This is a genomic window from Pedobacter sp. KBS0701, assembly GCF_005938645.2.
In the GTDB taxonomy this organism is placed as follows: domain Bacteria; phylum Bacteroidota; class Bacteroidia; order Sphingobacteriales; family Sphingobacteriaceae; genus Pedobacter.
Map to the genome: position 1 here is coordinate 970511 of NZ_CP042171.1, position 26164 is coordinate 996674.

Sequence of the window (26164 nt, forward strand, 5' to 3'; positions counted from 1 at the left end):
AATGAATAGATACTGTTTGGCTCTCGATCTTGTTGATGATGAAAAACTTATTGCAGAGTATGAGGCTTACCATGTTAATGGGTGGCCTGAAATTAAACGTAGCATAATCGATTCGGGCATATTGGATATGGAAATCTACCGTATTTCTAACCGCTTGTTTATGGTGATGGAAACAGAAGACGATTTCAGTTTCGAAAAAAAGGCACTTATGGATGCTTCCAATCCTAAGGTAGAGGAATGGGAAACGCTGATGTGGAAATATCAGCAAGCGCTGCCCTTTGCAAAACCAGGAGAAAAGTGGGTATTAATGAAAAACATATTCCAGTTAAATGGTTAGCGATAATAAACAGCAAGAACCGGCCCAAAGCCTGCCTCCGGTTATTTTTGGAACCAGTAGTTTGGGGAATCTCTATCAGGCGGTAGATTATGGCGTTAAACTGGAAGTGGTAAAAGCATGCGTAGCCTCATCAAAACCGGTTGCATTTTTTGATTCTGCAGGAAAATATGGCGCAGGCCTCGCATTAGAATCGCTGGGGAATTGTTTGGCAGATTTAAAGGTGGATCCTCAGCAGGTAGTAATCAGTAATAAACTGGGCTGGTACAGAATACCGCTTTTAACGCCCGAGCCCACATTCGAGGCAGGTATCTGGAAGGATATTGAACATGATGCGGTGCAGATGATCAGTTATGATGGGATATTAAAGTGTTTTGAACAAGGTAATGAGCTGCTGGGCAATTACCAGGCGCAGATGGTATCGGTACATGACCCTGATGAATATCTTTTTGCAAGCCATAGTGAGGAAGATTATAAAGAACGTTACCAGCAAATCATTGATGCCTACATGGCATTGGCTGAACTAAAAACTGCTGGTTTAGTTTCTTCCATTGGGGTTGGTGCAAAAGATTGGAAAATCATCCGGGCAATAGTGGCAGACGTTAAGCTCGACTGGGTAATGATTGCCAATAGTTTGACCATAAAATCGCACCCTCCTGATCTGATTGCATTTATAAATGAGCTTAACCAAAAAAATATTAAAGTAATTAACTCGGCCATATTTAACGGCGGCTTTTTAACGGGTGGGGATTTTTATAATTACCAGCCGGTTGAAGCGGATAGTTTAACGGGAAAATCACTTTTGGATTGGAGGGATAAATTTTACGAGGTTTGTAAAAAGTTTGAGGTACTTCCTGCCGAGGCCTGTTTCAGTTTTTCTGCGGGTTTTCCAGGAGTAAAAAGTATCGCCTTAAATACCACACGGCCAGAGAAAGTGGCTATTAATGCTGCACTGGCCCAAAAAGAAATTCCTGCCGGGTTTTGGCAGGAAATGAAAACGCAGGGATTGATTGAATTTTTAAAATAACGATGAAAGCATTAATTTGTAATACACCAGGAGAATTTAGTTATATTAATAAAGAAATGCCATTGGTTGAAGATGGTATGGTATTGCTCAAGATGAGAAGACTGGGGATTTGCGGTACCGATTATCACGCATTTGAAGGAACACAACCATTTTTCGAATACCCAAGAATCCTCGGCCACGAAATTGCTGCTGAAGTGGTAGAGGCTGGGGCAGGAGCAAACTTTAACACTGGAGATCTGGTTACCATCAGCCCATATTTTTATTGTGGAACCTGCATTGCTTGCCGGAGGGGCAGAACAAATTGTTGTGTAAGCATAAAAGTCTTCGGCGTTCATATTGATGGTGCCATGCAGGAGTATATCACGGTTCCTGCATCTGCAATTGTTAGTGGGGAAGGATTAACTGTAGATGAACTGGCATTGGTAGAACCCTTGGCTATTGGTGCACATGGCGTTAGCCTGGCACAGTTGAATAAAGGAGATCATGTGGTTATACTCGGCGCCGGGCCAATTGGTTTGGGCACTATCGCTTTTGCTAAAATAAGTGGAGCGGAAGTTATTGTTATTGATGTAAATGATAACAGGTTATCTTTTTGCAGTGAGCTTTTTGGCATTACGAACACCATAAATCCATTAAAAACAGATGCTTTAGAGCAGCTATCCAAAATTACCAGTGGAGAAATGGCGAAGGTGGTAATTGATTGTACCGGAAACTTAAACGCCATTAACAATGCCTTTAAATTTTTGGCTCATACCGGTAAATTTATTATGATAGGCCTTCAAAAAGGTACAATTGAGGTTGTACATCCTGAGTTTCATAAGCGTGAAGCTGTACTGATGAGCAGTAGAAATGCCCTGTCGCATGATTTTGCTTATGTAATTGATTGTATCAGAAAAGGATTGATTAACCCTATGGATTTTATTACGCACAGTGTTCCTTTTACAGAGGTAAAAGAAAAGTTTAATCAGTTGCTCCACGAAAATGAATCTCTGATCAAAGCATTGATCAGTTTTGATGAATAACGACAATTAATATTACCCGGAAAAGAGACTAAAATAGATTTAAAGTGCAGGATTTTATGACCTCATTACTAAATTTATAAGGGCATTCTTACAAGTGCCAAATCGAATTCAATAAGCTCAATTCGGAGCAGGAGGACTGTTTAAGCATTAATTTCAAGCCTATAACCTCTAGACCGTATAACAACAATGTTGATAGTTGGATCAAGCTCCAGTTTTTTTCTAAGTTTTGATATAAACATATCCAGACTACGCCCTACAATAACACCTTCGTCTTCCCATATTTCTTTTTGCAGCCGGCTTCTCTCTACGGTTTCATTAGGAGACCGCGCGAAGATGAGTAGTAATCGGGTTTCAGTTCCGGTTAGCTCTATCACCTTTTCATTGATGTTGAGCTTACGATTTTTCGTATCAAACAGAACTGAACCCAATGTAATCATGTCTTTATGCTGATCATCATTGGGTAAAGCTCTTCCTGGCTTAACAGATCTGAAGAAAATAAAACCAACAAACGCTAAAAATGGCAGGCTGCCCAGAAGATATCCATTCTTTACGGTATTTATGCCTGCCGGTTTCAATTTAATGTTGATCATGTAATGTGCTCTTGGCTGTTTTCTTCCTACGCATGCTATAATTTCATCTTTTTTATTTTTGGATATCGCGTACCCATAGGCTACGCTACCGTCGCTAGCGTTCAAAACTTTAACGACATAATCATTCACCAGCGGGTCTTTGGCCAATAAACGTTTAGTGGTATTCACCAGGAAGATGGGGTCGAAAGTAAACTCCTTCTCAAATCTGATCTGATACTCATTTTCAGCAATCTTTTTTATCGGGAGCACCCTTGATGTACTGTCGCCTGACAGTAAAAGTAGTTCATGCCCGATCCGGCGGAGCAAAACTTCTCTTCTTTCGAAATCAAAGTCCTCACTGCCGTTTATACTGAAAGCTGCACAGATGACTGAGCTAAACAAAACTAACATGAATCCCAATAGGTATTTACCATTCCCGGAGAAGCGATTTCGGCTATCAAGCATAGTGTCAGGTTTTTATTTACAAAGTTTACATTTTTATTTACAATCCAGATGTCTAAAGCCGAAAAATATCAAAGTAATTTTGCTGAACCAAACTTGATACAATTATGGAAGATAAAAAGATTCCGAAATGCAGGTACTTATATCCTTTGTTCCTAATGCTAATTTGTCACATTTCCTGCAGACCAAAGCAAATTAAATTACATAAAGATAATATTGATTACACTATCAAAGACACCATAACTTCTTATGGACCCAGCACAATGGTTCGCAATATAAAAAAAGGCAGGAATGGTACCGTTTTGATTGCTGCATCAAGAGGTGGGGTTCTCCAATACGATGGCAAGTGGTTTACCAATCTTACCAGCAAAATAGGTCCGCGTAGATTCTGGGATGTACTCGAGGATCGACGAGGAATCCTTTGGTTTTCTTCTACCGATTCAGGTGTTTATCGGTATAATGGGAAAACCTTTCAGCATTTTACCGTAAAGGAGGGCCTTGCCAATAATGCTGTTATGTCTATTTGTGAAGATAAAACTGGTATTATCTGGTTTGGTACTGGAGGTGGAGTAAGTCGTTATGATGGGGAATCTTTTCGGAATTTTACTACCAGAGATGGACTCTCCAATAACTCAATTAATACCATTGTTGAAGACAAAACCGGGAAATTATGGTTTGGTACGAGGGGTGAGGCCTGTTTTTATGATGGAAAAACATTTACTGTTTTAAAAAACAAAGATGGCAAAGCGTTTAACAACGTTTGGGGCATAACAGAAGATAGAAAAGGCAATATTTGGTTTGGTGCATCAATAATCAATGATAAAAAGGGTGATACTGTGTTTGTTTCAAATGGCCTTTGGCGCTATGATGGCAGTAACTTTATTAAGGTAGCGCAGAGAGGTGTTTCAGCAATAATAGAAGATAGAAATGGAAATATCTGGACTACAGGTAGCTCAAACCCAAATGGTGTTGGCGCTTGGGAATTTCTCCGATATGATCAAAAGTCATTGTACAGGGAAAAGCCCGGCATTACTAAAATCATTTCAATAAATAAAATGCTTTGTGGGATTTTGGAAGCAAAGGATGGACATATCTGGTTTGGCTCTTTAAATGGAGTATATCGTTATGATGGAAAAATCATTAAAGACTTTAAGAGCGCAGCCGGGCAACAATAATTGCATAGGCTAATTTAATAACAATTATCAATCAAAAGAACTTCTAATCATGAACAGCAAACTATCAATTAAATACTTCATTTTAATTATTACTTCTTTGTTCTTCAGTTGCTGTGGAGGTGTAAAAAATGAAAACAAAAGTAATGCACCGGCAAGCGCCTTATCCTTACATATTGGGAATGAAAAATACATTATAATAGATGAGAAAGAAAGTGTTGTAACGTGGAAAGGATCTTCGTTAAAAGGTGTTAATCCTCATAAAGGTTACGTTCATATATCAAAAGGAGAATTGATGATCGAAAACAGTCAACTTTTGGGCGGTACGGTTGAAGTAGACATGAATACAATTGAAGATGAGAGGCATGCGCATGATAATAACCTTATTAAGCATTTAAAAAATCCAGATTTTTTTGACGTTGAAAAATTCCCGTTTTCTACAATTGCAATTACTAAAGTTGTGTCAATAAATGATGCAAATAAAAACGTTACCGGAAAACTAACCATTAAAGGTATCACACATCCGGTTGCTTTTCCGGTTAAAATGGAAGTTAATAACGAAATTGTCAAAGCGAATGGCAAGCTCATCATTGATCGATCTAAATGGGATGTCAGTTATAAATCTGCAAAGTTCTATGATATTTTGGCTAATCAAACGATTTCTGATTCCATTGAATTCGATATAAAAATCGTAGCGAAAAAATAAATTTTCTCTACAAACCAACTTTGAGTTTCGTAAAACGCTGTGATAACTGCTATCTTTAAGCTTTTTACACGATACTACTCACGTTACCCGGAAAATTTGTTCAAGTTTCCCTTTTGAAAAGATATTTCCTGTAGCCTGCGTCATTTTGAAATCTTAATAATTTAATTATTTTTACCAGCACCTCATATACACTCAGAAATAGTGATTAAGACTTACAGATTATCACCATGTATAAAAACCATACTTATTAACAATAGGTATTTTTTATGAAAATTATCTCTGTTGCTGTTTTACTTTCTTTCATTTCGGTATGCGTTTATGCGCAGCCCTATAATAAAAGTATCGATAGTTTAATCAGGACCTATGTAAGCCTAAATAAGTTCAATGGAAATGTTTTGATTACCAAAGCGGGAAAAATCGTTTTCAGGGGTGCTTATGGTTTTCGTGATGTAGAAGCAAACAGTAAATGTGCTGGGAAGGAAATATTCCAGCTCGCCTCATTAACCAAGAGCTTTACTGCAGTGTTAATACTGAAACTGATTGAAGAAAAAAAACTTTCTCCCGATACACCGATAAGTATTTATTTCCCAGGAATCCATCCCGATTCAGGTATCACTGTTGCAAATTTACTCAACCATACGTCAGGAATCCGCGAGGTGCTTAGAGACTCGGTCCTGCGCGGGAAAATTTTCGCTGGTATGAAAACGAGTCAGGAAGAATTAATTTCTTATTTTTCCAGCCAGCCACTTGATTTTGCACCAGGTACAGTATTTTCTTACAGTAATTCCGGATATGATCTTCCTCGGCATGATCATAGAAAAAATAACCCGCATGTCTTACGAAGAAGCGGTAAAACGCCTGATTTTTGATCCTTTGAAGATGAAAAATAGTGGCTATGATTTTGCTTCATTAAAAAGCAGGAATAAGACCATTGGCTATGATTACCTTTCTCCCAGCCGTTTTGTTACTGTAAAGACCTGGGATTACAGTTGGACTTATGCTTCTGGTGGATTATACAGCTGTGTGGATGACCTGCATAAATTCTATGCAGGACTAAAGAACAATAAGATAATTTCTGCCCAAAGCCTTGCGCAAAGTTATACCTCAATAAAAGGGGATTATGGTTTTGGTTGGTTTATCGACTCACTTTACGGCAAAAGGATTGGATATCATTCCGGCAATCTGGATGGGGCTACCAGTTATTTTGGCAGGATACCAGGGGATGATATCTGTATTATTATGCTAAACAACCAAACCAGCACCACTATTGAATCGATAGCTTCTAAAATTATCGCAATACTTAACGATAAACCTTACACACTACCAAAGCCTAAACTGGAAATTACAGTGCCAAAAGAAATTCTTCAGCAGTATGTGGGAAAATATGATATATCGGATACCTCTGTACAGATTTCGGGCAGTAAGTTGTATTTAACCGGAAGCAATACTTACCCCCATAAGAATATTTGCAGAAACCAATAACAGATTTTTTGCCTTGGATTCTAACATGATATTGATTTTTGCTACTGATGAAAAAGGAAAAATTAAGCTCACCATAAGAGATGGATTATCTACTAAAATTGGAAATAAGTTATAACTGAAAATGATATAAAACATTGTTTAAAATGGATGTAGCTATTAACGGTACTTTCTCAAACATTAAATGTTTTGTTGAATGAGGCGATTTGGGTTTGGCTGTAGATGCGAAGGACAATATTTATGGCCAACGATCAGATCCTGATCGTTGATAAGATGAAAAAAAAGGAATGATTGAAGTGCCCCGGAAAGACCTTCAACAATAAAGTTCTGCGGAAAAGACAATGATAATTATTTATTGCGGGCTAATGGAAACTGTTTAGAGTAAAGAGTAGAATAAGTTTATATTGGAAAATGCAGTCGATTAAAATTCGATTATTCATAAGTCTTATCAATCAGAAAACTCAGGGCATCTTCAATTTCCGATCTTCCTTCTGTGGTTTTTAGGTCCAATCCACAGAAAGTGCAGTCGTTTGTTGTGGCGTAAATGTCCAGGTAGTAAATCCCCGAAATCAGCAATGCAATAATGGCCCTGTATCTTTTGGCATTTTCCTTGAAATGTGGATCTGTGATACTTTCAAATAAGCGTGCACCATTTTCTTCACGGTCGTTTGCGAGTTTTTTTAATGATTTGCGGTTCTCTACTAGTCCCCAAAGCAGGATTTTCTGTAAATCCTTATTTTTGAAAACGTAATCAAATTGAGAGAGAAGCATTGCTTTTGCGAATGTTTTCCCGCCATCGCTCACAACAAGGCCTCCCGACTCATCTTTTACGTTGCTCCAGAAATCCTGTGAACGGATATATTCATCAATGAGTTCGTCTTTTCCTCCAAAATAGTTATAGATCAATTTTTTATCCAAGCCTGCCGTACGTGCAATATCGTTAACCTTCAGTCCTGAAAAGCCTTTTGTATGGAGTATTTTCTCTACTGCATCTAAGAACTTCTGTTTGCTTTTTTCTTTATTCCTTAACGGTTTAACTTCTTTTTTCTGTTCCATTTTGATGCAAAATATCGCCGGGGAAAATTACACAATCAATTTTAAATATTTTTATCACCGATTGGTGATATATTGTATATTTGTTCGGCCATATTATGTATCTCAACATTGTGGCCACAGACCATTAACCAGACAATCAACAATATGAAGAAAGTAATTCCACTTACCGAATTATCTAACGAAGAATTATACAAGAAAAAACAGAGCATAAAGGGTGCATTAATCGGGCTTGGTTTGGTAATGCTTGCCGCATTTCTTATTTTAATTTATCTTGTTATTACAACTAAAACGCCGAAAGTTCTGGCAGCTATTCCCATATCCTGTATGCTGGCTTTGTTACCAGCGTTTATTAGCCTTGGCCAGATTAAGACTGAAATTAAAAACCGCAATTCAAAATAAAAAGTTCAATGTCATCCGATTGCCTGAATTGTACCGCTCCGGTAACGCAGAATTTCTGCCCTAACTGTGGGCAAAAATCTTCTACGCACCGTTATTCCATCAAACATTTCCTGGCCCACGATTTTGTTCATGGTATATGGCATGTTGATAAAGGTATTTTATTTACCCTTAAAGCGCTATTTACTCGCCCTGGCCATAGTGTGCGAGAGTTTATCCAGGGCAAAAGGGTTCCGTATTTTAGTTTTGTTACGCTCATCCTGCTTATCTTGACGGCATCAAGTCTTATTGCACCGTTCACCCACGGTAATATATCTGATCTGATGCCGCAGGGAGGCAAGGCCGCCATGAGTAGTACTGAAAAATTTATCTCCGAACACCCAAAGCTGATATTGATCGTAGCCATTCCATTTTATTCCTTATTATCTTTTTTATGGTTCAGGAAAGCGAAGCTTAATTATTCCGAACACCTGGTGCTAAATTCAAACCGTGTTATTGTAGAACTGGTTATGGGCCTGCTTATTTCGGTGGTTACCATTTTTTACACCGATAGCAAATTGATTGTTTTTCTTTATGGCGTGGTTTTGTTTTTAGGGCTTTTTTATAGCATCTGGTTTTATTACCAGTTTTTTTCAGCTTTTAACTATAGCAAAACAGCCTTGATTTTAAGAAGTATCCTTGTTCCGGTATCGTATAACTTATTCACCCTTATACTTGGAATCGTTTTCGCCATCATTTCAAAGCACTGATCAGTTTTCATCTGCCTATAAAAATAATTTTTGAGTGGTAATCTTTATATAGCAAGGCATTTCCATAATTGGTTCATATTTTGCTAGCTTAAAGTTATGATTAATGTTAGCCCCGAAGCAAAGCAACAAGCGCTGTTGTTTATCTCACGCAACCAAAAGGTAGCGGCTGTTAAGGTAGTTAAAGATCACAGTGGCTGCGGTTTAAAAGAAGCCAAAGATTATGTAGACGCTCTGGAAGAAGGAGTACAGCAACCTGTAACCAATCCGGCAGATCTGAATGCGGAGATATGGGTTATTTTAAGTCAGGGCAATAAGTTAAGTGCCATTAAACATTATAAAGATGCTACAGGCGCAGGTTTGGCCGAAAGCAAAGATTATGTCGAAAAGCTGATGCAGTACAAAGTAGGTAGCAATACTGCACAGCGAAGCAGAGATACGGACATTAAAAATATCATTTCTGATCATTCAATAAATAAATCAAGTTCGCATAAAAGTATTTTGATCAAACTATTGATTAGTATACTGATAGCAGCAGCATTGGTATATCTGATGTTTCAATTTTAACCTTACCCATATTGCAATATTTCTGATAGAATGAAAATGTAAGCTTCAAATTTCTTACCTTGATTTTACACACAAATAAATCTTAAGAATATGAAAATCACATTAGACACAAAATCCCTTTTGTTGGGATTTTTGGGCGCTGGCTTAATGTTCACAGTCATCAGCTTTAAAAATGCACAGGATCAGACCGGAGGAAGGTACCGCACCGAAGTAAATGCGGGGAGTATGGTGGTTATCGTTGATAGTGAAACCGGGAATTATATTATTGCACCTGATATGCGTGACATTGGAAAAGTACAATGGATAAAAGGCGAGTTTAATAAAACATTTAGTACGGCGGTAGACAATAAAAAAGAGCCGAAATAGTAAGGTCGTTTTGCTTTCGCAATAGATTTTCATTGCGGGCGAACATGCAGCAATGCTTCATCTTAAAGTCGTCATTTCGACCGTAGCGGAGAAATCTATTTTCCAATAGCATAGATTTCTCCATTTCGCTGCGCTTCAGTCGAAATGACGGCGATTTTTTAAATCTGTCATTGATAGCGGAGTCAAAGGCTTATTTCACATTTATCCGTTCCACAATCGGTTTACCCGATGCTTCATCAATCCCTTCAACTTCTGCATATTTTACGTTTGGGAGCCAGAAACTTCCGCCCTGTATTCTGATAAACAATCTTGTAACCCTGATCAGGTGGTTGTTTATCATTACCGTAACATGATAGCTTTTATCGCTGGAGCGCTGTAAATAAAAAGGCAGTTTTTTGTGCGATACAAACCGGAATTCATATTTATCTGTTGCCAGTTTTTTGGTATCAATGCCATAAGCAAATTTTCGCTGGATATAACCAAGATCTTTCTTTTGTCCTTTCTCTCCATAACGGATCCAATATACTTCAATGGGATTATCAGTCTTAAGCGTTCCATTTTCTTTCAGGTTTAGCGCATAAATAAGTGTATTCGTATTCGGATCGCGTTGCAGGTAAAACAGCATGTGATCTATATTTTTCGGCGTAGGAAAACTAATGGGGGAGGGGTCTTTTGATTGTGCCTGGCTTTGTGTTGCAAAAAGAAAAAATGTTAAAACGATAAAAAGTAAGCTTTTAGTCGGTATTGAAAATGTAGGTGGTATTGAATGCATTTTAGGTTTTTATATATGAAAGAGCTTTTGCTTTAGCTCAGGTGTCTGTTTTATGTTGATTTTCTATTGGAGCTTCTTCTTCACTTTCCTTTAGTTGTTCATCATAAAGCCGGTCTGATTCAGCCTTACAATGTTCATAATCATCTAATTTTTCGCAGGAAGTGTTTCCGTGGATCTCGAAAAAATCCCTGATGGATGGGTAATCAAAATAAACTGACATATTATTAGTTTTAGGTTACCAATTTTAGAAGGAATAGCCATTGATCATTCGCCGAAAACAGTAAAGGGGGCTGCTTTCAAACTCATCTTCTCTGCCATTGCAAAAGGAATTAGCACCTTGTTAATCAACAGGTTTCTAAGACATCAAAGGGCCATTCCCTACGTCTTTCTTGATAAGTAGTATTAGACGTCATGGACGGAATCGAACCGCCGTACTAGGTTTTGCAGACCTTTACCTAACCACTCGGCCACATGACTATATGATCTTTTCAAACAGCTTTAGATTCAATTTTGAAGAAGATTCAACAAAAGTATAAATTAATTACTATGAATTCTATAGAAATAGTAGTTAAATTTGGATTTTGTAATTATTAAAACCTTTTTAATCATTTAATTTGTTGATTTTTAGTTGTTTATATGTGAAATAAATTGTAGATAGATCCTGAAAAAATCCTATAACTATCAGATCAGGATGACGATCGCATTCTCAATTTGTCATCCTGAGTGCAACTAAGGATCTTTTAGCTGTTAACTTTTTTTAAAATAAAAGATTTGCTTCGCAGAGCCTCTGGGTTCTTCACTGCGTTCAGAATGACAGCAGCTTTGCGCCTTCCATTAGTGCCCTTTATAGTAAAGGGTGGAAAATGTAAAATGAATGATGGAATGAAAAGGCTCCATGCTCTTCGTGTTTTTCTCTTTATGACCTCTGTGGTAAAAAATGGAAGATGGGACAGGTTGACAATAAAACACAATCGCTCGCAATTTGTCATCCTGAGTGCAACTAAGGATCTTTTAGCTGTTAACTTTTTTTAAAATAAAAGATTTGCTTCGCAGAGCCTCTGGGTTCTTCACTGCGTTCAGAATGATAGCAGCTTTGCGCCTTCCCTTAGTGCCCTTTATGGTAAAGGGTGGAAAATGTAAAATGAATGATGGAATGAAAAGGCTCCATGCTCTTCGTGTTTTTCTCTTTATGACCTCTGTGGTAAAAAATGGAAGATGGGACAGGTTGACAATAAAACACAATCGCTCGCAATTTGTCATCCTGAGTGCAACGACGGATCTTACAGTTGACTTTAGTATTCTTAATAATTAAAGATTTGCTTCGCAGAGCCTCCGGGTTCTTCACTGCATTCAGAATAACAAACGCCTTGCCTAAATTAATGATTGCAAATTATATATCTGTAAATCAATTATTTACAGATAAAGTCTATAAAATCTATAGGAATACTTGTTTAAATTAATCAAAGTTTATACTTTTACAAAAAAATATAATAGTTCACTAGCAAATTTACGTTCAATATGAAACTCCGCAGACAACCTCGGCCATATTTTCTGATCAATTATTCAGATCAATATAACTGCTGTTGCCGCTAATATAAGCTAAGATACGGATCACCTGATAAAGGTTTTCATTCAGATATTCTTATTTAAAAATCCTGGTACCCCGGGGCCTTTTGATAGAATATTATGGTGGTCATGTATTTCAGTCAATAAGTTGCCGGGGTATCAGGAACCGCCTAACTAATCACCACCACTAGTTTAGGTTATTACTCTAATTAATTCACCACCATTAATTAGTTGATTTATACAGAAGAAGGGAGAGTCAGTACTCGTTGAACTTCTAGCAACTTTCCATAGGAAAAAGTGCTCAAACTGATCTAGCAATAGATTATAAATTAACCAATAACAAGTAAACTCACGTTTCCTGTTAGGGATTTCATTAAAAGCATAACAGTTGCTTAAACAGCCTGTATCCATGCTATATGGTTTTCTGTGGGAAAAATTATGCCTTGTTATTAAAAACTCTAAAACGATAGTGTTTAACTAATAATGATGATTATGAAAATGAAAATTTCCTCAAGAATTGCATGCTTAACCACCTCAGTCCTGTTATTGGGAGGTATTGCATCTGCCAGGGTGGCAAAACCATTCCCAAAAGAAGGGATTTGGAGGGGTGAGTTTAGTGTAAGCGAATCAAAAGTGCCCTTTAATTTCGAATTGAAAGGTAAAAGCCCTCAAACGGGTATCTTAACCTTAATTAATGGTTCCAGACGTGATGATTTCCATGTAGAGAGGCGTGGTGACGATTCCATCTATGTAAAAATGAATACTTACGATGCTGCTTTGGTGGCAAAAATAGAAACCGATGGAACATTATCAGGTGAATACCGCAGCCTGGTACCTGGTTTCAGGGGTAATTCACTTCCTTTTGTGGCAGAGCATGGAAAAAATTACCGCTTTGTAGCACCTGGAAAAGATATTGCTCCAAAACACAATATCTCTGGCAAGTGGGAAATCAAAACCTACACCAAAGAAGCCGTACCAGCCTCCATTGCTTTATTAAAGCAGAATGGAAATAAACTTACCGGAGTAATTATGACCGTGGTTGGCGATACCAGGGAACTGGAAGGCACCGTACAGGGCGATGAATTTGAATTATCTGGTTTTACCGGACCAAGTCCTTTTATTGTGAAAGGAAAAATAAATGACGATAATAGCATTACCGGAGAGCAGGGCTTTGGGATATATAAAAACCTGAAATTTGATGGCCAGCGCAACGAAAATGCCGAGCTTCCTGATCCTTACAAACTTACTTTTCTTAAAGAAGGTTATAAAAAACTTGATTTTACCTTTCCAGATTTAACAGGAAAAAATGTTTCCTTAACCGACGATAAATATAAAGGTAAGGTCGTAATTATTGAGACGATCGGTACCTGGTGTCCTAACTGCACCGATCAAACTGTTTTTCTTTCGCCATGGTTTAAAAAGAACCAAAAACGCGGGGTAGAAGCCATTGCAATTGGTTTCGAGCAAAAAGATGATCTTGAATATGCCAAATACACTTTAGGCAAACTGAAAGAGAAATATGGCATCACTTACGATATCCTGTTTGGTGGCATTGCCGATAAAAGAGTAGTGGCCGAAAAACTACCTGCGCTAAATAAATTCATTGCTTTTCCAACAACCATCATTATCGATAGAAAAGGCAATGTAAGGGAAATTTATACTGGTTACACCGGAACGGTAACTGGAAAATATTTTAACGATTACGAAACCAAATTCAATAAAGTGCTCGACGAGCTGATCGCAGAACCTGTACCCGAAAAACTGGCTTCAGCAGAAACACTAAAAAGTAAATAAACCAAACCAACTAAACTAAATATGGGGCTGCATCGTATTGCATCCCATATTTTAACCTACACTTAAAACTTTATAATATGAAAAACTACATGGCTAAAATGCAGGCGCTGGTTCTGGTATCGCTCATTTCTACAACAGCCTTTGCTGTAGATAAGGTAAATGAAGAGCCAAAAACGACCAAAAAATTTATAAAAGAAGGAATTTGGCGTGGTGTTTTTAAAGTTGCCGAAACAGAAGTGCCTTTTAATTTCGAACTGAAAGGTAAAGATGCAGCGCATGCCACCTTTACACTGCTAAACGGCACACGGAGAGACGATTTCCACATCAAATATTTGGGGCAGGATTCACTCTTTATCAAAATGAATACTTACGATGCAGCTTTGGTGGCCAAAATAGAAAGCGATGGCCGGATATCTGGTGAATATAGAAGCCTGGTGCCGGGTTTGCAGGGCAATGCTTTGCCCTTTACTGCAGAGCAAGGTAAATCTTATCGTTTTGTTGAGCCGGGAAAAGATGTTGCGCCTGTTGCCAACTTAACTGGTAAATGGGAGTTTAAGGGTTTTTCCAAAGAAGCCGTTCCAAACAAAGTTGCCATATTAAAACAAGAAGGAAATAAACTTACTGGTGTAATTATGCAGGTAACTGGCGATAGCCGTGAGCTGGAAGGTACCGTACAGGGAAATCAGTTTGTACTTTCTGGTTTTAGCGGACCAAGTCCTAAAATTTATAGGGGCACCATTAACGAAGACGGCACACTTTCAGGCGAAATTAGCCAGGGCATTTACGATAACTTAAAGTTTACCGGTGTAAAAGACAGTCAGGCAGAATTGCCAGATCCTTATAAACTAACACATTTAAAGGAAGGCGTTAAAAAACTTGCTTTTACTTTTCCTGATCTGAATGGGAAGCCTGTCTCATTAACTGATGATAAATATAAAGGCAAGGTTGTAATTGTAGAACTGGTGGGTACCTGGTGCCCAAACTGTACTGATCAAACTGTATTCCTTTCACCCTGGTTCAATAAGAACAGTAAAAGAGGTGTAGAAGCCATTGCTATTGGTTTCGAGCAAAAAGATGATCTTGAATATGGGAAATATACACTTGGTAAACTTCGCGATAAGTACAACATTAAATACGATATCCTATTCGGCGGATTGGCCGATAAAAGATTGGTTGCAGATAAACTTCCGGCATTGAACAAATTCATCGCTTATCCAACCACCATTATTATCGATAGAAAAGGAGAAGTACGCGAAATATATACGGGTTATACCGGAACCGTTACAGGTAAATATTACGATGATTACGAGAAAAAATTCAATAAAGTTCTGGATGAATTAATTGCAGAACCAGTACCCTCAGCAGCCTATTTTGAGGCACAATCCAATGGAAAATAGCTAAACCACCTAAATTAAATACCATATATATCATGTTACAGTATAAAACGATTGCACTTATTGCTACCACAGTTGTAGCTTCATCTTTCACAGCTTTAAACGGACCTAAGCCTAAACTAAAGGTAGCTACCGAAGTCATATCAACGAAACTGGTAAACTATAAAGTAAGCCCTGAACAAAGCAAACTCACCTGGCTAGCTAAAAAGGTAACTGGAGAACATTCAGGCACCATCAATGTAACTTCCGGATCGCTGGCTTTAGATAATAAAGTACTAAAAGGCGGTAGTTTCGAACTCGATACCAAAACCATTACAGTTACCGATCTTACCGATAAAGAAACCAATGCAAAGCTATTGGGACACTTAAAAAGCGACGATTTTTTTGCGGTAGAAAAATTTGGTAAAGCCACTTTCAACATCACATCGGTGCAAAGTACGGGTGCAGGAACTTATGATGTTAAAGGAAAGCTCACTATTAAAGGCATTACGAATGAAATCAGTTTTCCGGCAACAGTTAAACAAGATGGTAATAAAGTAATTGCCAATGCAAAAATTACGGTCGATAGAACCAGGTATGATATCAAATTCAGGTCTAAGAGTTTTTTCGAAAGCCTGGGCGATAAAGCTATTTACGATGATTTTGAGCTGAATGTACAGCTTGTAGCGAATAATTAAAATCTCTCTTGTTAAGGTTAGCGGAGAAAGGGAGGAAGTTTATTCTCCCTTCCGCTGGCTAAATCTGGTTGTCATTCTGAGTGCAACGAAGAATCTTTTATCGAACATGTATTGATTTCTGTGTTTCGTTAGGTTCCGTGTTTCATCGGCTAGGGATTCTTCACTGCGTTCAGAATGACAGTCAATATTATTTGAAATAGATCTCCACTCCGCGATGCTCCGGTCAAGATGACGACACTCTTTAGCATGACGATTCGATATTACCCAATAAACCAATGAAAAGAAGCAAACTCATAATTCCCCTAAGTCTTATCACATTAGTGATAGTGATGGCCGGATTTGGTGCAGACGATCCCACTGTAATTAACAGCAAGGAACGTTTAGGTGAAAAACTGTTTTTTGATCCGATCCTTTCTAAAGACAAAAGCATTAGTTGCGCCTCCTGCCATAAACCGGAGTTTGCTTTTGCAGATACTAGCGCAGTAAGTTTAGGCGTAGGGGGAACGAAAGGAACGCGTAATTCGCCATCAGTAACCAATCTTTCTGGCAGGCCAAGCCTCTTTTGGGATGGCAGAGCTACTTCATTGGAAGATCAGGCCTTGCAGCCCATCATCAATCCGGTAGAAATGAACCTGCCCATTGCCGATGCCATTGATCGCTTGCAAAAAGACAAGGATTATGCAGCCTTATTCCAGAAGATTTTTAATTCGCCGCCTACACAAAAGAATTTGCTACTGGCTATTGCTTCTTTCGAAAGAACATTAGAAACCGCAAACAGCCCTTACGATCGGTATATTAATGGTGATGATAAAGCCATATCCGAAAATGCAAAGCGAGGCAGGATGTTGTTTATCGGAAAGGCCAACTGTAACAATTGCCATTCTGGCGAAGATTTTACCGCCGATCGTTTTAAAGGAATTGGCTTATTTAACGAATTAGAGCTAAAAGATCAGGGTAGATTTGAGGTAACGCACAACCCTGAGCATAGAGGTCATTTTAAAATTCCTGGTTTAAGAAATGTTGGCCTAACGGCCCCATACATGCACAACGGGATGTTTAAAACGTTAAAAGAAGTGATCCAATATTACAATAACCCCGATGCGGTAATTAAAAACGGCAAAAACAGAGACCTTTCCCTAAGTAAACCATTGGGATTGAGCGAAACCGAAATAAACGATATTGAAGCCTTTTTACTGTCGCTAACCGATGATAGATTTCACAAACAAAAATGATTAAATAGGCATAGCCCAATCAAAAACCTTTAAAACTTAATTTTTAACACATTTTTTCCACTAAGAATAAGGTGGGTGGCCATTGGCATGTCTATTCCAAAATAAATAAAATGAAGATAAAACTACTTTTAATATTGCTGTTAACTACAGTTTATTCAAAATTATCTGCCCAGCAAAAAATTATCACGGGGGTGGTTGTTTCTGCAGAAGACAAATCGCCATTGCCCGGTGTGTCAGTAAAGATTAAGGGATTGGATGGTTCTACCGTTACCGATAAAGACGGTGCATTTAAGATTTCTACCAAGAACGGGCGATTTATCGAGGTTTCTTATATCGGTTATAAAACCGCTACCATCGAAATTGGATCATTTCCGAAATTGAACGTTTCGCTCGAACTGGCTGACAATACCTTGAGTGAACTGCAGATTGTTGGCTCACGGAATGCCAACCGGACAAAACTGAATTCACCTGTTCCTGTTGATGTGATTGATTTAAAAACACTTCAACAAAACTCTCCACAGGCCAGTGTAACGCAATTGCTTCAGTATGTATCGCCATCTTTCCACTCATCTGTTTCCGGTGGTGGCGATGCGGCATCAGCTACCTCTACTGTACAGCTGAAAGGTTTGGGGGTAGATCAGGTGTTGGTTTTGGTAAATGGTAAGAGAAGACATAAAAGTTCGAACATCAGTTGGGGTGGTTTGGGAAATGGTGCTACCGGATACGATCTGAATGCCATTCCGGTAGGTGCAATAGACCATATTGAGATTTTAAGAGATGGTGCGGCGGCACAATATGGATCAGATGCCATTGCAGGTGTAATTAATGTAGTATTAAAAAGCAATCCGGGTGAAATTACCGCAAGTACGATTGAAAGTATCCGCCGGAGGGGTGACGGATTAACCACCAGAACAAATGCCAATGTTGGTCTTAAGTTGGGCGCAAAAGGCTTTCTTAATATTACCGGTGAATATGCTACACAGGCGGTATCGCTTCCATCTGGAAATTATTCTGATGGAATATACATTGGCCCGGCTTACGGTGGGGGAGCGAATACTAGAGGTTTCGATCAGATTTATACCAAAGAAATTGATGATGCTATTATTGCCAGCCGGGGCATTGATCGCCACTTTTTTGATCAGCGCGGCTCAACAAATAAGTCAAAAGATGGTTTGTTATCATTTAATGCAGCCATTCCGTTGAAAGATGGTTTTGAAGTGTACTCATTTGGCGGTATCAGTCACCGCAATTCTCAGTTTACGGCTGTTTACCGCCTACCAGGATGGACAGAACGGAATAATACTTTTGTGTACCCGGATGGATTTTTGCCAGCAATGGACAATATCATTACCGACCAATCTTTTGCCGTAGGCGTAAAAGGAAAGGTAAGCGGATGGAATTTTGATGTTTCGAATGTGTATGGTAGAAATGCTTTTGACAATATTATCAGCAACACACTTAATGCCAGTTTAGGTCAAAAAACACCGCGGACTTTTAATGCAGGCAGTTATAACGCTTCACAGAATAGCGGAAGTTTAGACTTCTCCAGAAAATTCGATAAAGTGCTTAACGGATTAAACGTTGCTTTTGGCGGTCAGTACCGTGTAGAAACCTATCAGATTATTGCCGGAGAAGAGGGTTCTTATTCAAAAGCAGATTTAAGCCCCATTTACTCTATTGGCTATACTACAGGCGGAATCCCGTATTTTGTTGCTGCCGGAAGTACACCTTTAAACGGACTTTCTCCAGGTTCCCAGATCCATGCAGGTTTCAGGCCTTCCAACGAAGTGAATGTAAAACGTTCTATTTCGGCAGCTTATGCAGATCTCGAATTGAATGTAACCGATAAATGGCTCTTATCGGGTGCGGTAAGGGTAGAAAATTATTCTGATTTTGGTAGCGTAACTACTTATAAGGCAGCAACCCGATATGGTTTTGCAAAATGGTTAGCGGTTCGCGGTGGTTTCAATACAGGTTTCAGAGCTCCAGATCTTGCACAGTTTTATTATACCGAAACGTCTACAACCTTTCAAAATGGCGTGGCAATCGATCAGGTTACGGCGAACAATGTAAATCCAGCTACCAAAGCTTTGGGGATTCCATCACTTCAGCCTGAAAAATCGAAAGGCTACTCTGCTGGGATCACTTCTCAACCTATCCAGAATGTTGAAATCACCATTGATGCCTATCAGGTGGATATCAAAGATCGGGTAGGTAATACCGGACGCTTTTCTGCAACAGATACTAACCTCCCGGCTGATGTAAGGGCATTATTTGTGCAAACCGGTACCGTACAGGCCAAGTTCTTTTATAATTCTTTCAGCACAAGAACCAGGGGAATCGAATTTACTGGAAGTTACCGCTTTTTGCTTCCGAATGGAGGTAATGTAGCTTTTCTGGCTGGTGCAAACCTGCAAAAAACAACTTTGACTAAAGTGAATACACCTAAAGGACTAGAAGCTTATCGCTATATCATTTTTGATGAAAGCGAAGAGGTTCGGGTAACGCGGAGCATTCCAAAAACCAAAATAACCCTTCAGGGAACCTACAATATCAACAAGTTTAATTTTTTATTGCGCAGTGTATATTTTGGTTCAGTATCGGCAGTAAGCCAGTTGAATGCAAACTTTCCTAAACCAGATTATTATTATCAGACCTATAGTCCGATCTGGATTACCGATATCTCAGCAGGATACAGGATTACCCCTGTTTTGCAGGCAACGGTTGGTGTAAATAATCTGTTCAATGTGCTTGGCGATTATTCTATTCCTGCACCCGGAAGCAACATTACCAGAACCAATTCACCAAGTGCTGCACAATCAGGTACGAGCACAGGTTTACAACCATTTATCAGGCTTTCGGCCACTTTTAAATAAAATGAAACAGATGAGAATTTATAAATTTCAAATATTATTTTTTGCACTGATCACTACTTTGTTTACTTCCTGCAAAAAAACGGATTACCTCGATATAAATGCAGGTGATCGACCCGCTTTAAGTGCTAAGGTGAAGTTTATCAATGCGCGGCAATCAACCGTAGCGGTTAATTTCTGGGATTTTACCCGAAAAGTTACCGCAACCGCACTTCAACGGAATACGGCTTCTGGTTATCTCGATACCCAGTTCGGAAAGGTACAATTCAACCTCACCGAAGGAACGGAAGCTTCGTACAAGGCCTCCTATATTTTCGGCGGCAGTGCAAATTTTGTGCAGGAAACCAATTCCGCCTCGTTTGCTGGTCCGAATGGACCTATTGCAGATTTTGCCCACAGTTTGTTCTCGGTGAAGAAAAGATTAACCAGTACCTTAAATCCTGGAAATATTGATAGTTTGATCCTCGTTTATGATGATCTTACGCTTCCTGCAACAGGTAAAGCCAAAGTCAGGTTTGCCAATTTTTCACCGGATGTACCAAAAGTTGATCTTACTTATGCCTCAGGTACGGAAATATTTACTGGTGTGGCTTATGGCAATTTTGGTAACCAAACCATCATTCCTTATACCTCTGGAAAAGCGCCTGCTGTTATTGAAGGTTTAACGTGGAAAACCCTCGGACCCTTTAAGGAAGTAGAAGCGGGTACAAACCTAAGTCTAGTTATTAAAGATAATACAACTAAGGCAGTTATTCCTTTAACAAACACTGCTTTAAATGCCGCTACTTTCGAAGCCGGGAAAATTTATACGGTTTATATTAACGGTACAGTAGAGGGAGCGCCTGGTATTACAGCTACAATAATTACGCACAATTAACATCATATTAAAAAAAACGATCGGTGAGACACCGACTGATAGAAAAAGGTGGATAAAGAAACTCCTGGTTCTTAACAGGTTTATATTTGGTTAGAAAAAGTGGCATGTCTGGATAGAATGCCCCTTTGTTATTCTTTATTTAGCGTCGTCACCCTGAATTCATTTCAGGGTCTATTTTGCATAAAAGATGCTGAAATAAATTCAGCATGACGATCGCGTTGAGAAAAGTTGTAAAAATTAATCAAGTTAACCCAATTTCCTTCCCGTATTAATCACATTAACTCCGTTAAAACGGGTAGTAGCACTTCCGTGTGAAACGGCACTTGCTTGCCCTGGCTGACCTTTTCCATCCGAAAATGTCCCGCCCAACCTGTAGTCGCTTTTATCGCAGCGTTGCACACAGGAGTTCCAGAATTCTTGTGTATTGGCTTGATAGGCAGCATCTTTAAACATGCCTACAATTTTGCCATCCTTAATTTCATAGGCCAACTGTGCGCTGAACTGGAAATTATAACGCTGTTGATCGATAGAATAAGAGTTACGTCCAAACATATAGATCCCTTTCTCTACATTTTTAACCATATCGGCAGCACTCAGGGCTGCATTTCCAGGGGCTAATGAAACGTTTGGCATCCTTTGGAACTGAATACTGTCCCAGCTATCTGCATAGCAACAACCCTGTGATTCTTTTAAGCCTAAGATATGTGCCTGATCGCGGATGGTCTGATAATTCACCAAAATCCCATCTTTAATAATATCCCATTGGCCACATTTTACGCCTTCATCATCATAACCTACGGCACCTAAAGAACCTGTTTCCAGTTTATCTGCAATAATGTTTACTTCTTTACTCCCGAAATTGAATTTTTTGCTTTCCCATTTATCCAGCGTTAAGAAACTGGTTCCTGCATAATTGGCTTCATAACCCAAAACACGGTCGAGTTCTGTAGGATGACCAACCGATTCATGTATGGTTAAAAACAGGTGTGAAGGATCTAAAACCAGGTCGTATTTACCAGGGGCAGCAGGTTTGGCTTTTAGTTTTTCATCAACATGTACCGCGGCTTCACTGACATCTTCCAGAATATCGTAGCGCTTTTTGTACATCGTAACCGGACCACCTTTAATTTTTTCTTCGTCTTTTGGTTTCAGGTATTCAAAGCCCATCCCCATTGGTGCACTTAAGGCATTTCTGGTTTCGAACTTACCACTGCCCGCATCCGTTTTAGTTAGGGTAAAGGTTGGCCATATCCTGTGGATATCCTGATCGATATAAGAACCATCGGTTGATGCAAAATATTTCTGCTCATTGATCATAAACAAATTGGAACTGATGTATTTTGCACCGCCCTTCATGGCCTCACTATTTACCTTTAAAAGCAGGTCAACTTTGTCGGCAATGGGTACCTCAAAGGTATTAATTTCGATCGGTGTTTTCCAGCTTACCTCTCCAAAACCCTTTTGCGGAGCCAGCTGAACAGGTTCTTCCATCAATTTGGCATTTCCTTTAGCAATGGCTACGGCAGCCTCTGCGGCTTTGGCAATACTGGCATCATCCATATTATTGGTGGCAGCAAAGCCCCAGCTCCCGTTGGCAATTACGCGTACACCCAAACCGTAAGATTCGGAATTGGAGATGTTTTCTACCCGTGTTTCCCTGGTTGCTACAACCTGGTTCAGGTACCGGCCTATACGCACATCGGCATAAGTTGCACCTTTGCTTTTTGCGGCGTTAAGGGCAATATCGGCCATTTTTTTCTTTAGAGCAAGATCAACAGGGGTTAAAGATTCTTCAACAGAGATAATTTTGCCAAAGGCAGGCATATTGGGCACCATGCTGGCACCGAGGCCAACACCTGTCATGTATAGGAAATCTCTTCTTCTCAATTTTAAATGTTTTTATAAGTTGTTTTCAGCCCTTCGACTTCGCTCAAGGTGACATTCCTAAAAAGGTCGTCATTCTCGCGCAGGCGGGAATCTTAAAGCGCTTGCATTACGATTCCCAATCAAGTTGGGAATGACGAACCGCCTGAAATTGTATCTTAAAATGACAAATATGTTAAATCGCATCCGATAGTGAAGTAAACGTAAAATCGCGGATTTTCATTGGCGGGATCAATCCGCTGCCTGTTCTTACGGGTTTACCCAATGCTTCTACATTGTTCAACATAATTACCGGACTCTCATTAAATCTGAAATTCTTGATCGGGAATTTAATTTCGCCGTTTTCAATGTAGAAAGTGCCGTCACGTGTTAATCCGGTCAGTAATAAGGTTTGTGGATCTACCGAACGGATGTACCAGAAACGGGTAACCAATATGCCTTTTTCGGTACTTTTGATCAGATCTTCCAACGATTGTGTTCCGCCTTCGATGATCATGCTGCGGCTAAAAGGAAGCGGTTGAACATTTTTCTGTGCAGCCCAATATCTTGAATAAGAAAGGTTTTTAACTACCCCTTTTTCTACCCATTGCGTTCTTTTTACGGGTAAACCTTCGCTGGTAAAAGTTGAAGACGGGATTTCGGTATTCATGGGATCAGAATAGATATTTACGTTTTCTGAGAACAATTGCTCCCCTAAATGTGTACCACCTCCTTTTTTGCTCATAAAGCTCCGGCCTTCGTCGGCACTTCTGGCATCAAAACCCCTGAACATATTACCAATGATATCGCTGGCTGCAAGCGGTTCTAAAATGACAGTATATTTTCCGGGTTCAATGGCTTTTGCACCTGCAGAACCATTGGCTTTGCTTGCTGCAATTTTGCTAAGTGCCAGCGTATCCATTTTATCGAGGTCATTAAAACCTTGTTCAACATAACCCGATCCTGTTCCTTGCTTGTTTCTAACGGTTACCGAAAAAGAAACATCAGTACCTTTATTGTAGGCAAATAAACCTTTGGAGTTCATGATCGCGTTAAAACGGGTTGAGTTTTCCAGGAAACCAGCCGCATCTAAACCAGCTGTCTTTGATACACTTAAACTTTTTCCTACCATTTCGGCCCTGGTATCGGGAGTCATGGCGGCAGTTTTAGCATTGTATGTATTCGATTCTGCAAAAGTCTGTGGACCCAATGGAGGCATAAACTCGGGGTTTTCTGGTGCCAGCATAGCCAGTTCTTCTGCTCTTTTTACCACTTTTTGCAAAGAGGCGTCATCAAATTCGTTGATGGTAGCAGCACCTGTTTTTTTACCAAAAGTTGAGCTTACCCCTAAACTCATGGTACTGATCTGTCCTGCGGTAGAAACGGCATTACGTGCATAACGGATATTTCCGCCGTCAGAACCGTTTAAACTCACTTCGCAGTGATCGGCTTTAGAAAAACCGATTACTTTTTTTAATATCGCCTGGGCTTCTTCCTTACTTAATATGGCCATAATTATATTTTTCTTGCTGTATTGATAACATTAACTCCATTAAACCGCGCAGTAGAACTGCCATGAGAAACGGCACTGCTTTGAGAAGGCTGACCTTTTCCATCATTAAACGAGCCACCTAAGCGGTAATCGCTTTGATCGCAGATGGCGTTGCAGGAGTTCCAGAATTCTTGTGTATTGGCCTGGTAAGCCACATCGTTAAGCATACCAACGATTTTACCTTCTTTAATTTCGTAGAAAATCTGTCCGCCGAACTGGAAATTATAGCGTTGTTGGTCGATAGAAAAACTGCCATCGCCGATGATGTAAATGCCTTTTTCTACATTTTTGATCATGTCATCAACACTTAGTTTTTCTTTGCCAGGTTGAAGTGAAACATTCGGCATACGCTGGAACTGTACATCATCCCAGCCCTGCGAGTAGCAGCAACCGTTCGATTCTGTTAAGCCGATAATGTGTGCCTGATCGCGGATGGCCTGATAACTTACCAGAATCCCGTCTTTGATCAGATCCCATTTTTTGCATTTTACGCCTTCATCATCATAACCCACAGCGCCTAAAGAACCAACCTGGGTTTTATCGGCCACAATGTTTACTTTATCACTTCCGAATTTGAATTTTTTTGATTCCCATTTGTCTAAAGTAAGGAAACTGGTACCTGCATAATTGGCCTCATAACCTAAAACACGGTCGAGCTCGGTTGGGTGACCAACAGATTCGTGGATGGTTAACCAAAGGTGTGAAGGATCTAATACTAAATCATATTTACCTGGCTCAACCGATTTTGCCTTTACTTTTTCGTTGGCTACACGGGCAGCCTCCTTCACATCTTCGAGCATGTCATATCGGTCTTTATAACGGGTTACAATGCCGGTAACTTTATCTTCCGGACGGGCATGCATGTACTCGTAACCCTTTCCGCTTGGTGCGCTTAGGGCATTACGGGTTTTAAATTTACCCGATTCGCGGTCGACCTTGGTGACATTAAAAGTAGGATAAATGCGGTGAACATCCTGATCGATATAAGAACCATCAGTAGAAGCAAAATATTTTTGCTCATTAACGGCGAAAATAACGGAGTTTACAAAGTTGGCCCCGTTCTGCATCGCTATATCATTCACATTTAAAAGCAGGTCTACTTTCTCTTTTACCGGAACTTCAAAGGCATTGATTTCGATCGGTGTTTTCCAGCTTACCTCGCCATAACCTTTTTGAGGAGCGAGCTGAACAGGCTCTCCCTGGATCTTCGCATTGGCTTTTGCCACAGCAACTGCTTGTTCGGCTGCTTTGGCAATGGCATCTTTGGTTACATTGTTTGTGGCAGCGAAGCCCCAGCAGCCATTGGCCAAAACACGGATACCTACACCATACGATTCGGTATTGGCAACACCTTGAACACGTTTTTCGCGGGTGGCCACGAATTGGTTTAAATAACGCCCGATGCGGATATCAGCATAAGTTGCACCTTTCGATTTTGCCGCATTAAGGGCGACGTCGGCCAGTTCCTTTTTAATTTTTACATCTACTCCGTCTAAAGCCTGTAAGGGATCTATTGGAGTTCCGAATGCAGAAAGGTCGGGAAGGAGTAAGGCACCCATACCCATTCCGGATAAGTAGAGGAAATCTTTTCTTTTCAATTGGTTCAGTTTAGTTAGTTTACGTTCTCAATATAGCCAATTTTGGGGCTAAAAAGGCCAAGTT

24 protein-coding genes, 1 tRNA gene and 2 riboswitches are annotated in these 26164 nt (G+C 39.5%); of the genes, 17 read left to right on the forward strand and 8 right to left on the reverse strand.

What is annotated here, in order from left to right:
- Nucleotide 1: 1 nt before the first annotated feature.
- From FFJ24_RS03770 to FFJ24_RS03780, 3 genes are read left to right on the forward strand one after another with little or no spacing between them, the layout of a single operon-like run.
- A complete protein-coding gene (locus tag FFJ24_RS03770; protein WP_138822701.1) occupies nt 2–337 on the forward strand; it encodes an L-rhamnose mutarotase in 336 nt (111 codons plus the stop codon).
- Nucleotides 330–1361, forward strand: a complete 1032-nt coding sequence (locus FFJ24_RS03775; RefSeq protein WP_138822703.1) for an aldo/keto reductase — start codon at nt 330–332, stop codon at nt 1359–1361. The genes FFJ24_RS03770 and FFJ24_RS03775 overlap by 8 nt, the downstream gene beginning before the upstream one ends.
- Before the next feature lie 2 nt (nt 1362–1363).
- A complete protein-coding gene (locus FFJ24_RS03780) occupies nt 1364–2383 on the forward strand; it encodes a zinc-binding alcohol dehydrogenase family protein (RefSeq protein WP_138822705.1) in 1020 nt (339 codons plus the stop codon).
- Nucleotides 2384–2523: 140 nt separating this feature from the next.
- Here FFJ24_RS03780 and FFJ24_RS03785 read toward each other — a convergent pair whose 3' ends face one another.
- Nucleotides 2524–3417 (reverse strand): winged helix-turn-helix domain-containing protein, encoded by an 894-nt coding sequence (locus tag FFJ24_RS03785; protein WP_138822707.1) that lies wholly within the window; start codon nt 3415–3417, stop codon nt 2524–2526.
- A 260-nt stretch (nt 3418–3677) separates the two neighbouring features.
- On the opposite strand from FFJ24_RS03785, the gene FFJ24_RS03790 reads away from it, so the two are divergent.
- The 4 genes from FFJ24_RS03790 (at nt 3678) to FFJ24_RS26630 (ending at nt 6774) form a co-directional block, all read left to right on the forward strand.
- Nucleotides 3678–4589, forward strand: a complete 912-nt coding sequence (locus FFJ24_RS03790) for a two-component regulator propeller domain-containing protein (protein WP_210419451.1) — start codon at nt 3678–3680, stop codon at nt 4587–4589.
- Nucleotides 4590–4638: 49 nt separating this feature from the next.
- A complete protein-coding gene (locus tag FFJ24_RS03795) occupies nt 4639–5292 on the forward strand; it encodes a YceI family protein (protein WP_138822711.1) in 654 nt (217 codons plus the stop codon).
- 266 nt (nt 5293–5558) lie between these two features.
- A complete protein-coding gene (locus FFJ24_RS26625) occupies nt 5559–6161 on the forward strand; it encodes a serine hydrolase (protein ID WP_138822713.1) in 603 nt (200 codons plus the stop codon).
- Complete coding sequence (locus FFJ24_RS26630; RefSeq protein ID WP_168202377.1) at nt 6124–6774, forward strand: serine hydrolase; 651 nt, start codon at nt 6124–6126, stop codon at nt 6772–6774. Before FFJ24_RS26625 ends, FFJ24_RS26630 begins: the two co-directional genes overlap by 38 nt.
- Before the next feature lie 429 nt (nt 6775–7203).
- Here FFJ24_RS26630 and FFJ24_RS03810 read toward each other — a convergent pair whose 3' ends face one another.
- Nucleotides 7204–7827: a TetR/AcrR family transcriptional regulator gene (locus FFJ24_RS03810; protein ID WP_138822718.1), complete on the reverse strand. Its 624-nt coding sequence runs from the start codon at nt 7825–7827 to the stop codon at nt 7204–7206.
- A 144-nt stretch (nt 7828–7971) separates the two neighbouring features.
- Here FFJ24_RS03810 and FFJ24_RS03815 point away from each other — a divergent pair, with 144 nt between their 5' ends.
- From FFJ24_RS03815 to FFJ24_RS03830, 4 genes are all read left to right on the forward strand, one after another.
- Nucleotides 7972–8226, forward strand: a complete 255-nt coding sequence (locus FFJ24_RS03815) for a hypothetical protein (protein WP_138822720.1) — start codon at nt 7972–7974, stop codon at nt 8224–8226.
- A gap of 8 nt (nt 8227–8234) precedes the next feature.
- Nucleotides 8235–8972 (forward strand): DUF3667 domain-containing protein, encoded by a 738-nt coding sequence (locus FFJ24_RS03820; RefSeq protein ID WP_138822722.1) that lies wholly within the window; start codon nt 8235–8237, stop codon nt 8970–8972.
- A 96-nt stretch (nt 8973–9068) separates the two neighbouring features.
- Nucleotides 9069–9536 carry a ribosomal protein L7/L12 gene (locus FFJ24_RS03825; protein WP_138822724.1) on the forward strand — a complete coding sequence of 156 codons (468 nt, stop codon included), beginning with the start codon at nt 9069–9071 and terminating at the stop codon, nt 9534–9536.
- Between the two features lie 90 nt (nt 9537–9626).
- A complete protein-coding gene (locus tag FFJ24_RS03830; protein WP_138822726.1) occupies nt 9627–9902 on the forward strand; it encodes a hypothetical protein in 276 nt (91 codons plus the stop codon).
- A 190-nt stretch (nt 9903–10092) separates the two neighbouring features.
- On the opposite strand, the gene FFJ24_RS03835 is transcribed toward FFJ24_RS03830, so the two are convergent.
- The 3 genes from FFJ24_RS03835 to FFJ24_RS03845 form a co-directional block, all read right to left on the reverse strand.
- Nucleotides 10093–10674, reverse strand: coding sequence for a DUF4833 domain-containing protein (locus FFJ24_RS03835; protein WP_138822728.1), 582 nt, complete (start codon nt 10672–10674; stop codon nt 10093–10095).
- Between the two features lie 37 nt (nt 10675–10711).
- Nucleotides 10712–10894: a hypothetical protein gene (locus tag FFJ24_RS03840; RefSeq protein ID WP_138822730.1), complete on the reverse strand. Its 183-nt coding sequence runs from the start codon at nt 10892–10894 to the stop codon at nt 10712–10714.
- A gap of 79 nt (nt 10895–10973) precedes the next feature.
- A riboswitch (SAM riboswitch) is annotated at nt 10974–11073 on the reverse strand.
- A 7-nt stretch (nt 11074–11080) separates the two neighbouring features.
- A tRNA-Cys gene (locus FFJ24_RS03845) sits at nt 11081–11151 on the reverse strand.
- Between the two features lie 1322 nt (nt 11152–12473).
- Nucleotides 12474–12571, forward strand: a riboswitch (SAM riboswitch).
- Between the two features lie 161 nt (nt 12572–12732).
- Between FFJ24_RS03845 and FFJ24_RS03850 the strand changes: the two genes are divergently transcribed.
- The 6 genes from FFJ24_RS03850 (at nt 12733) to FFJ24_RS03875 (ending at nt 21087) form a co-directional block, all read left to right on the forward strand.
- Nucleotides 12733–14034, forward strand: coding sequence for a peroxiredoxin (locus FFJ24_RS03850; protein ID WP_210419452.1), 1302 nt, complete (start codon nt 12733–12735; stop codon nt 14032–14034).
- A gap of 77 nt (nt 14035–14111) precedes the next feature.
- Nucleotides 14112–15431 (forward strand): peroxiredoxin, encoded by a 1320-nt coding sequence (locus FFJ24_RS03855; protein ID WP_210419453.1) that lies wholly within the window; start codon nt 14112–14114, stop codon nt 15429–15431.
- A 32-nt stretch (nt 15432–15463) separates the two neighbouring features.
- Nucleotides 15464–16105, forward strand: a complete 642-nt coding sequence (locus FFJ24_RS03860; protein ID WP_138822732.1) for a YceI family protein — start codon at nt 15464–15466, stop codon at nt 16103–16105.
- 275 nt (nt 16106–16380) lie between these two features.
- A complete protein-coding gene (locus FFJ24_RS03865) occupies nt 16381–17337 on the forward strand; it encodes a cytochrome-c peroxidase (protein ID WP_138822734.1) in 957 nt (318 codons plus the stop codon).
- 110 nt (nt 17338–17447) lie between these two features.
- Nucleotides 17448–20213 (forward strand): TonB-dependent receptor, encoded by a 2766-nt coding sequence (locus FFJ24_RS03870; RefSeq protein WP_138822736.1) that lies wholly within the window; start codon nt 17448–17450, stop codon nt 20211–20213.
- 10 nt (nt 20214–20223) lie between these two features.
- A complete protein-coding gene (locus FFJ24_RS03875) occupies nt 20224–21087 on the forward strand; it encodes a DUF4397 domain-containing protein (RefSeq protein WP_168202378.1) in 864 nt (287 codons plus the stop codon).
- Between the two features lie 246 nt (nt 21088–21333).
- Here the strand turns inward: FFJ24_RS03875 and FFJ24_RS03880 are convergent, their stop codons facing one another.
- From FFJ24_RS03880 to FFJ24_RS03890, 3 genes are all read right to left on the reverse strand, one after another.
- On the reverse strand, nt 21334–22974 hold the full coding sequence (locus FFJ24_RS03880; RefSeq protein WP_138822740.1) for a TldD/PmbA family protein: 1641 nt from the start codon (nt 22972–22974) through the stop codon (nt 21334–21336).
- A gap of 172 nt (nt 22975–23146) precedes the next feature.
- Nucleotides 23147–24463 (reverse strand): TldD/PmbA family protein, encoded by a 1317-nt coding sequence (locus FFJ24_RS03885; protein ID WP_138822742.1) that lies wholly within the window; start codon nt 24461–24463, stop codon nt 23147–23149.
- 2 nt (nt 24464–24465) lie between these two features.
- The gene (locus FFJ24_RS03890; RefSeq protein WP_210419454.1) at nt 24466–26100 is read right to left on the reverse strand and encodes a TldD/PmbA family protein; all 1635 of its coding nucleotides are present in this window, start codon (nt 26098–26100) and stop codon (nt 24466–24468) included.
- Between the last annotated feature and the right edge of the window lie 64 nt (nt 26101–26164).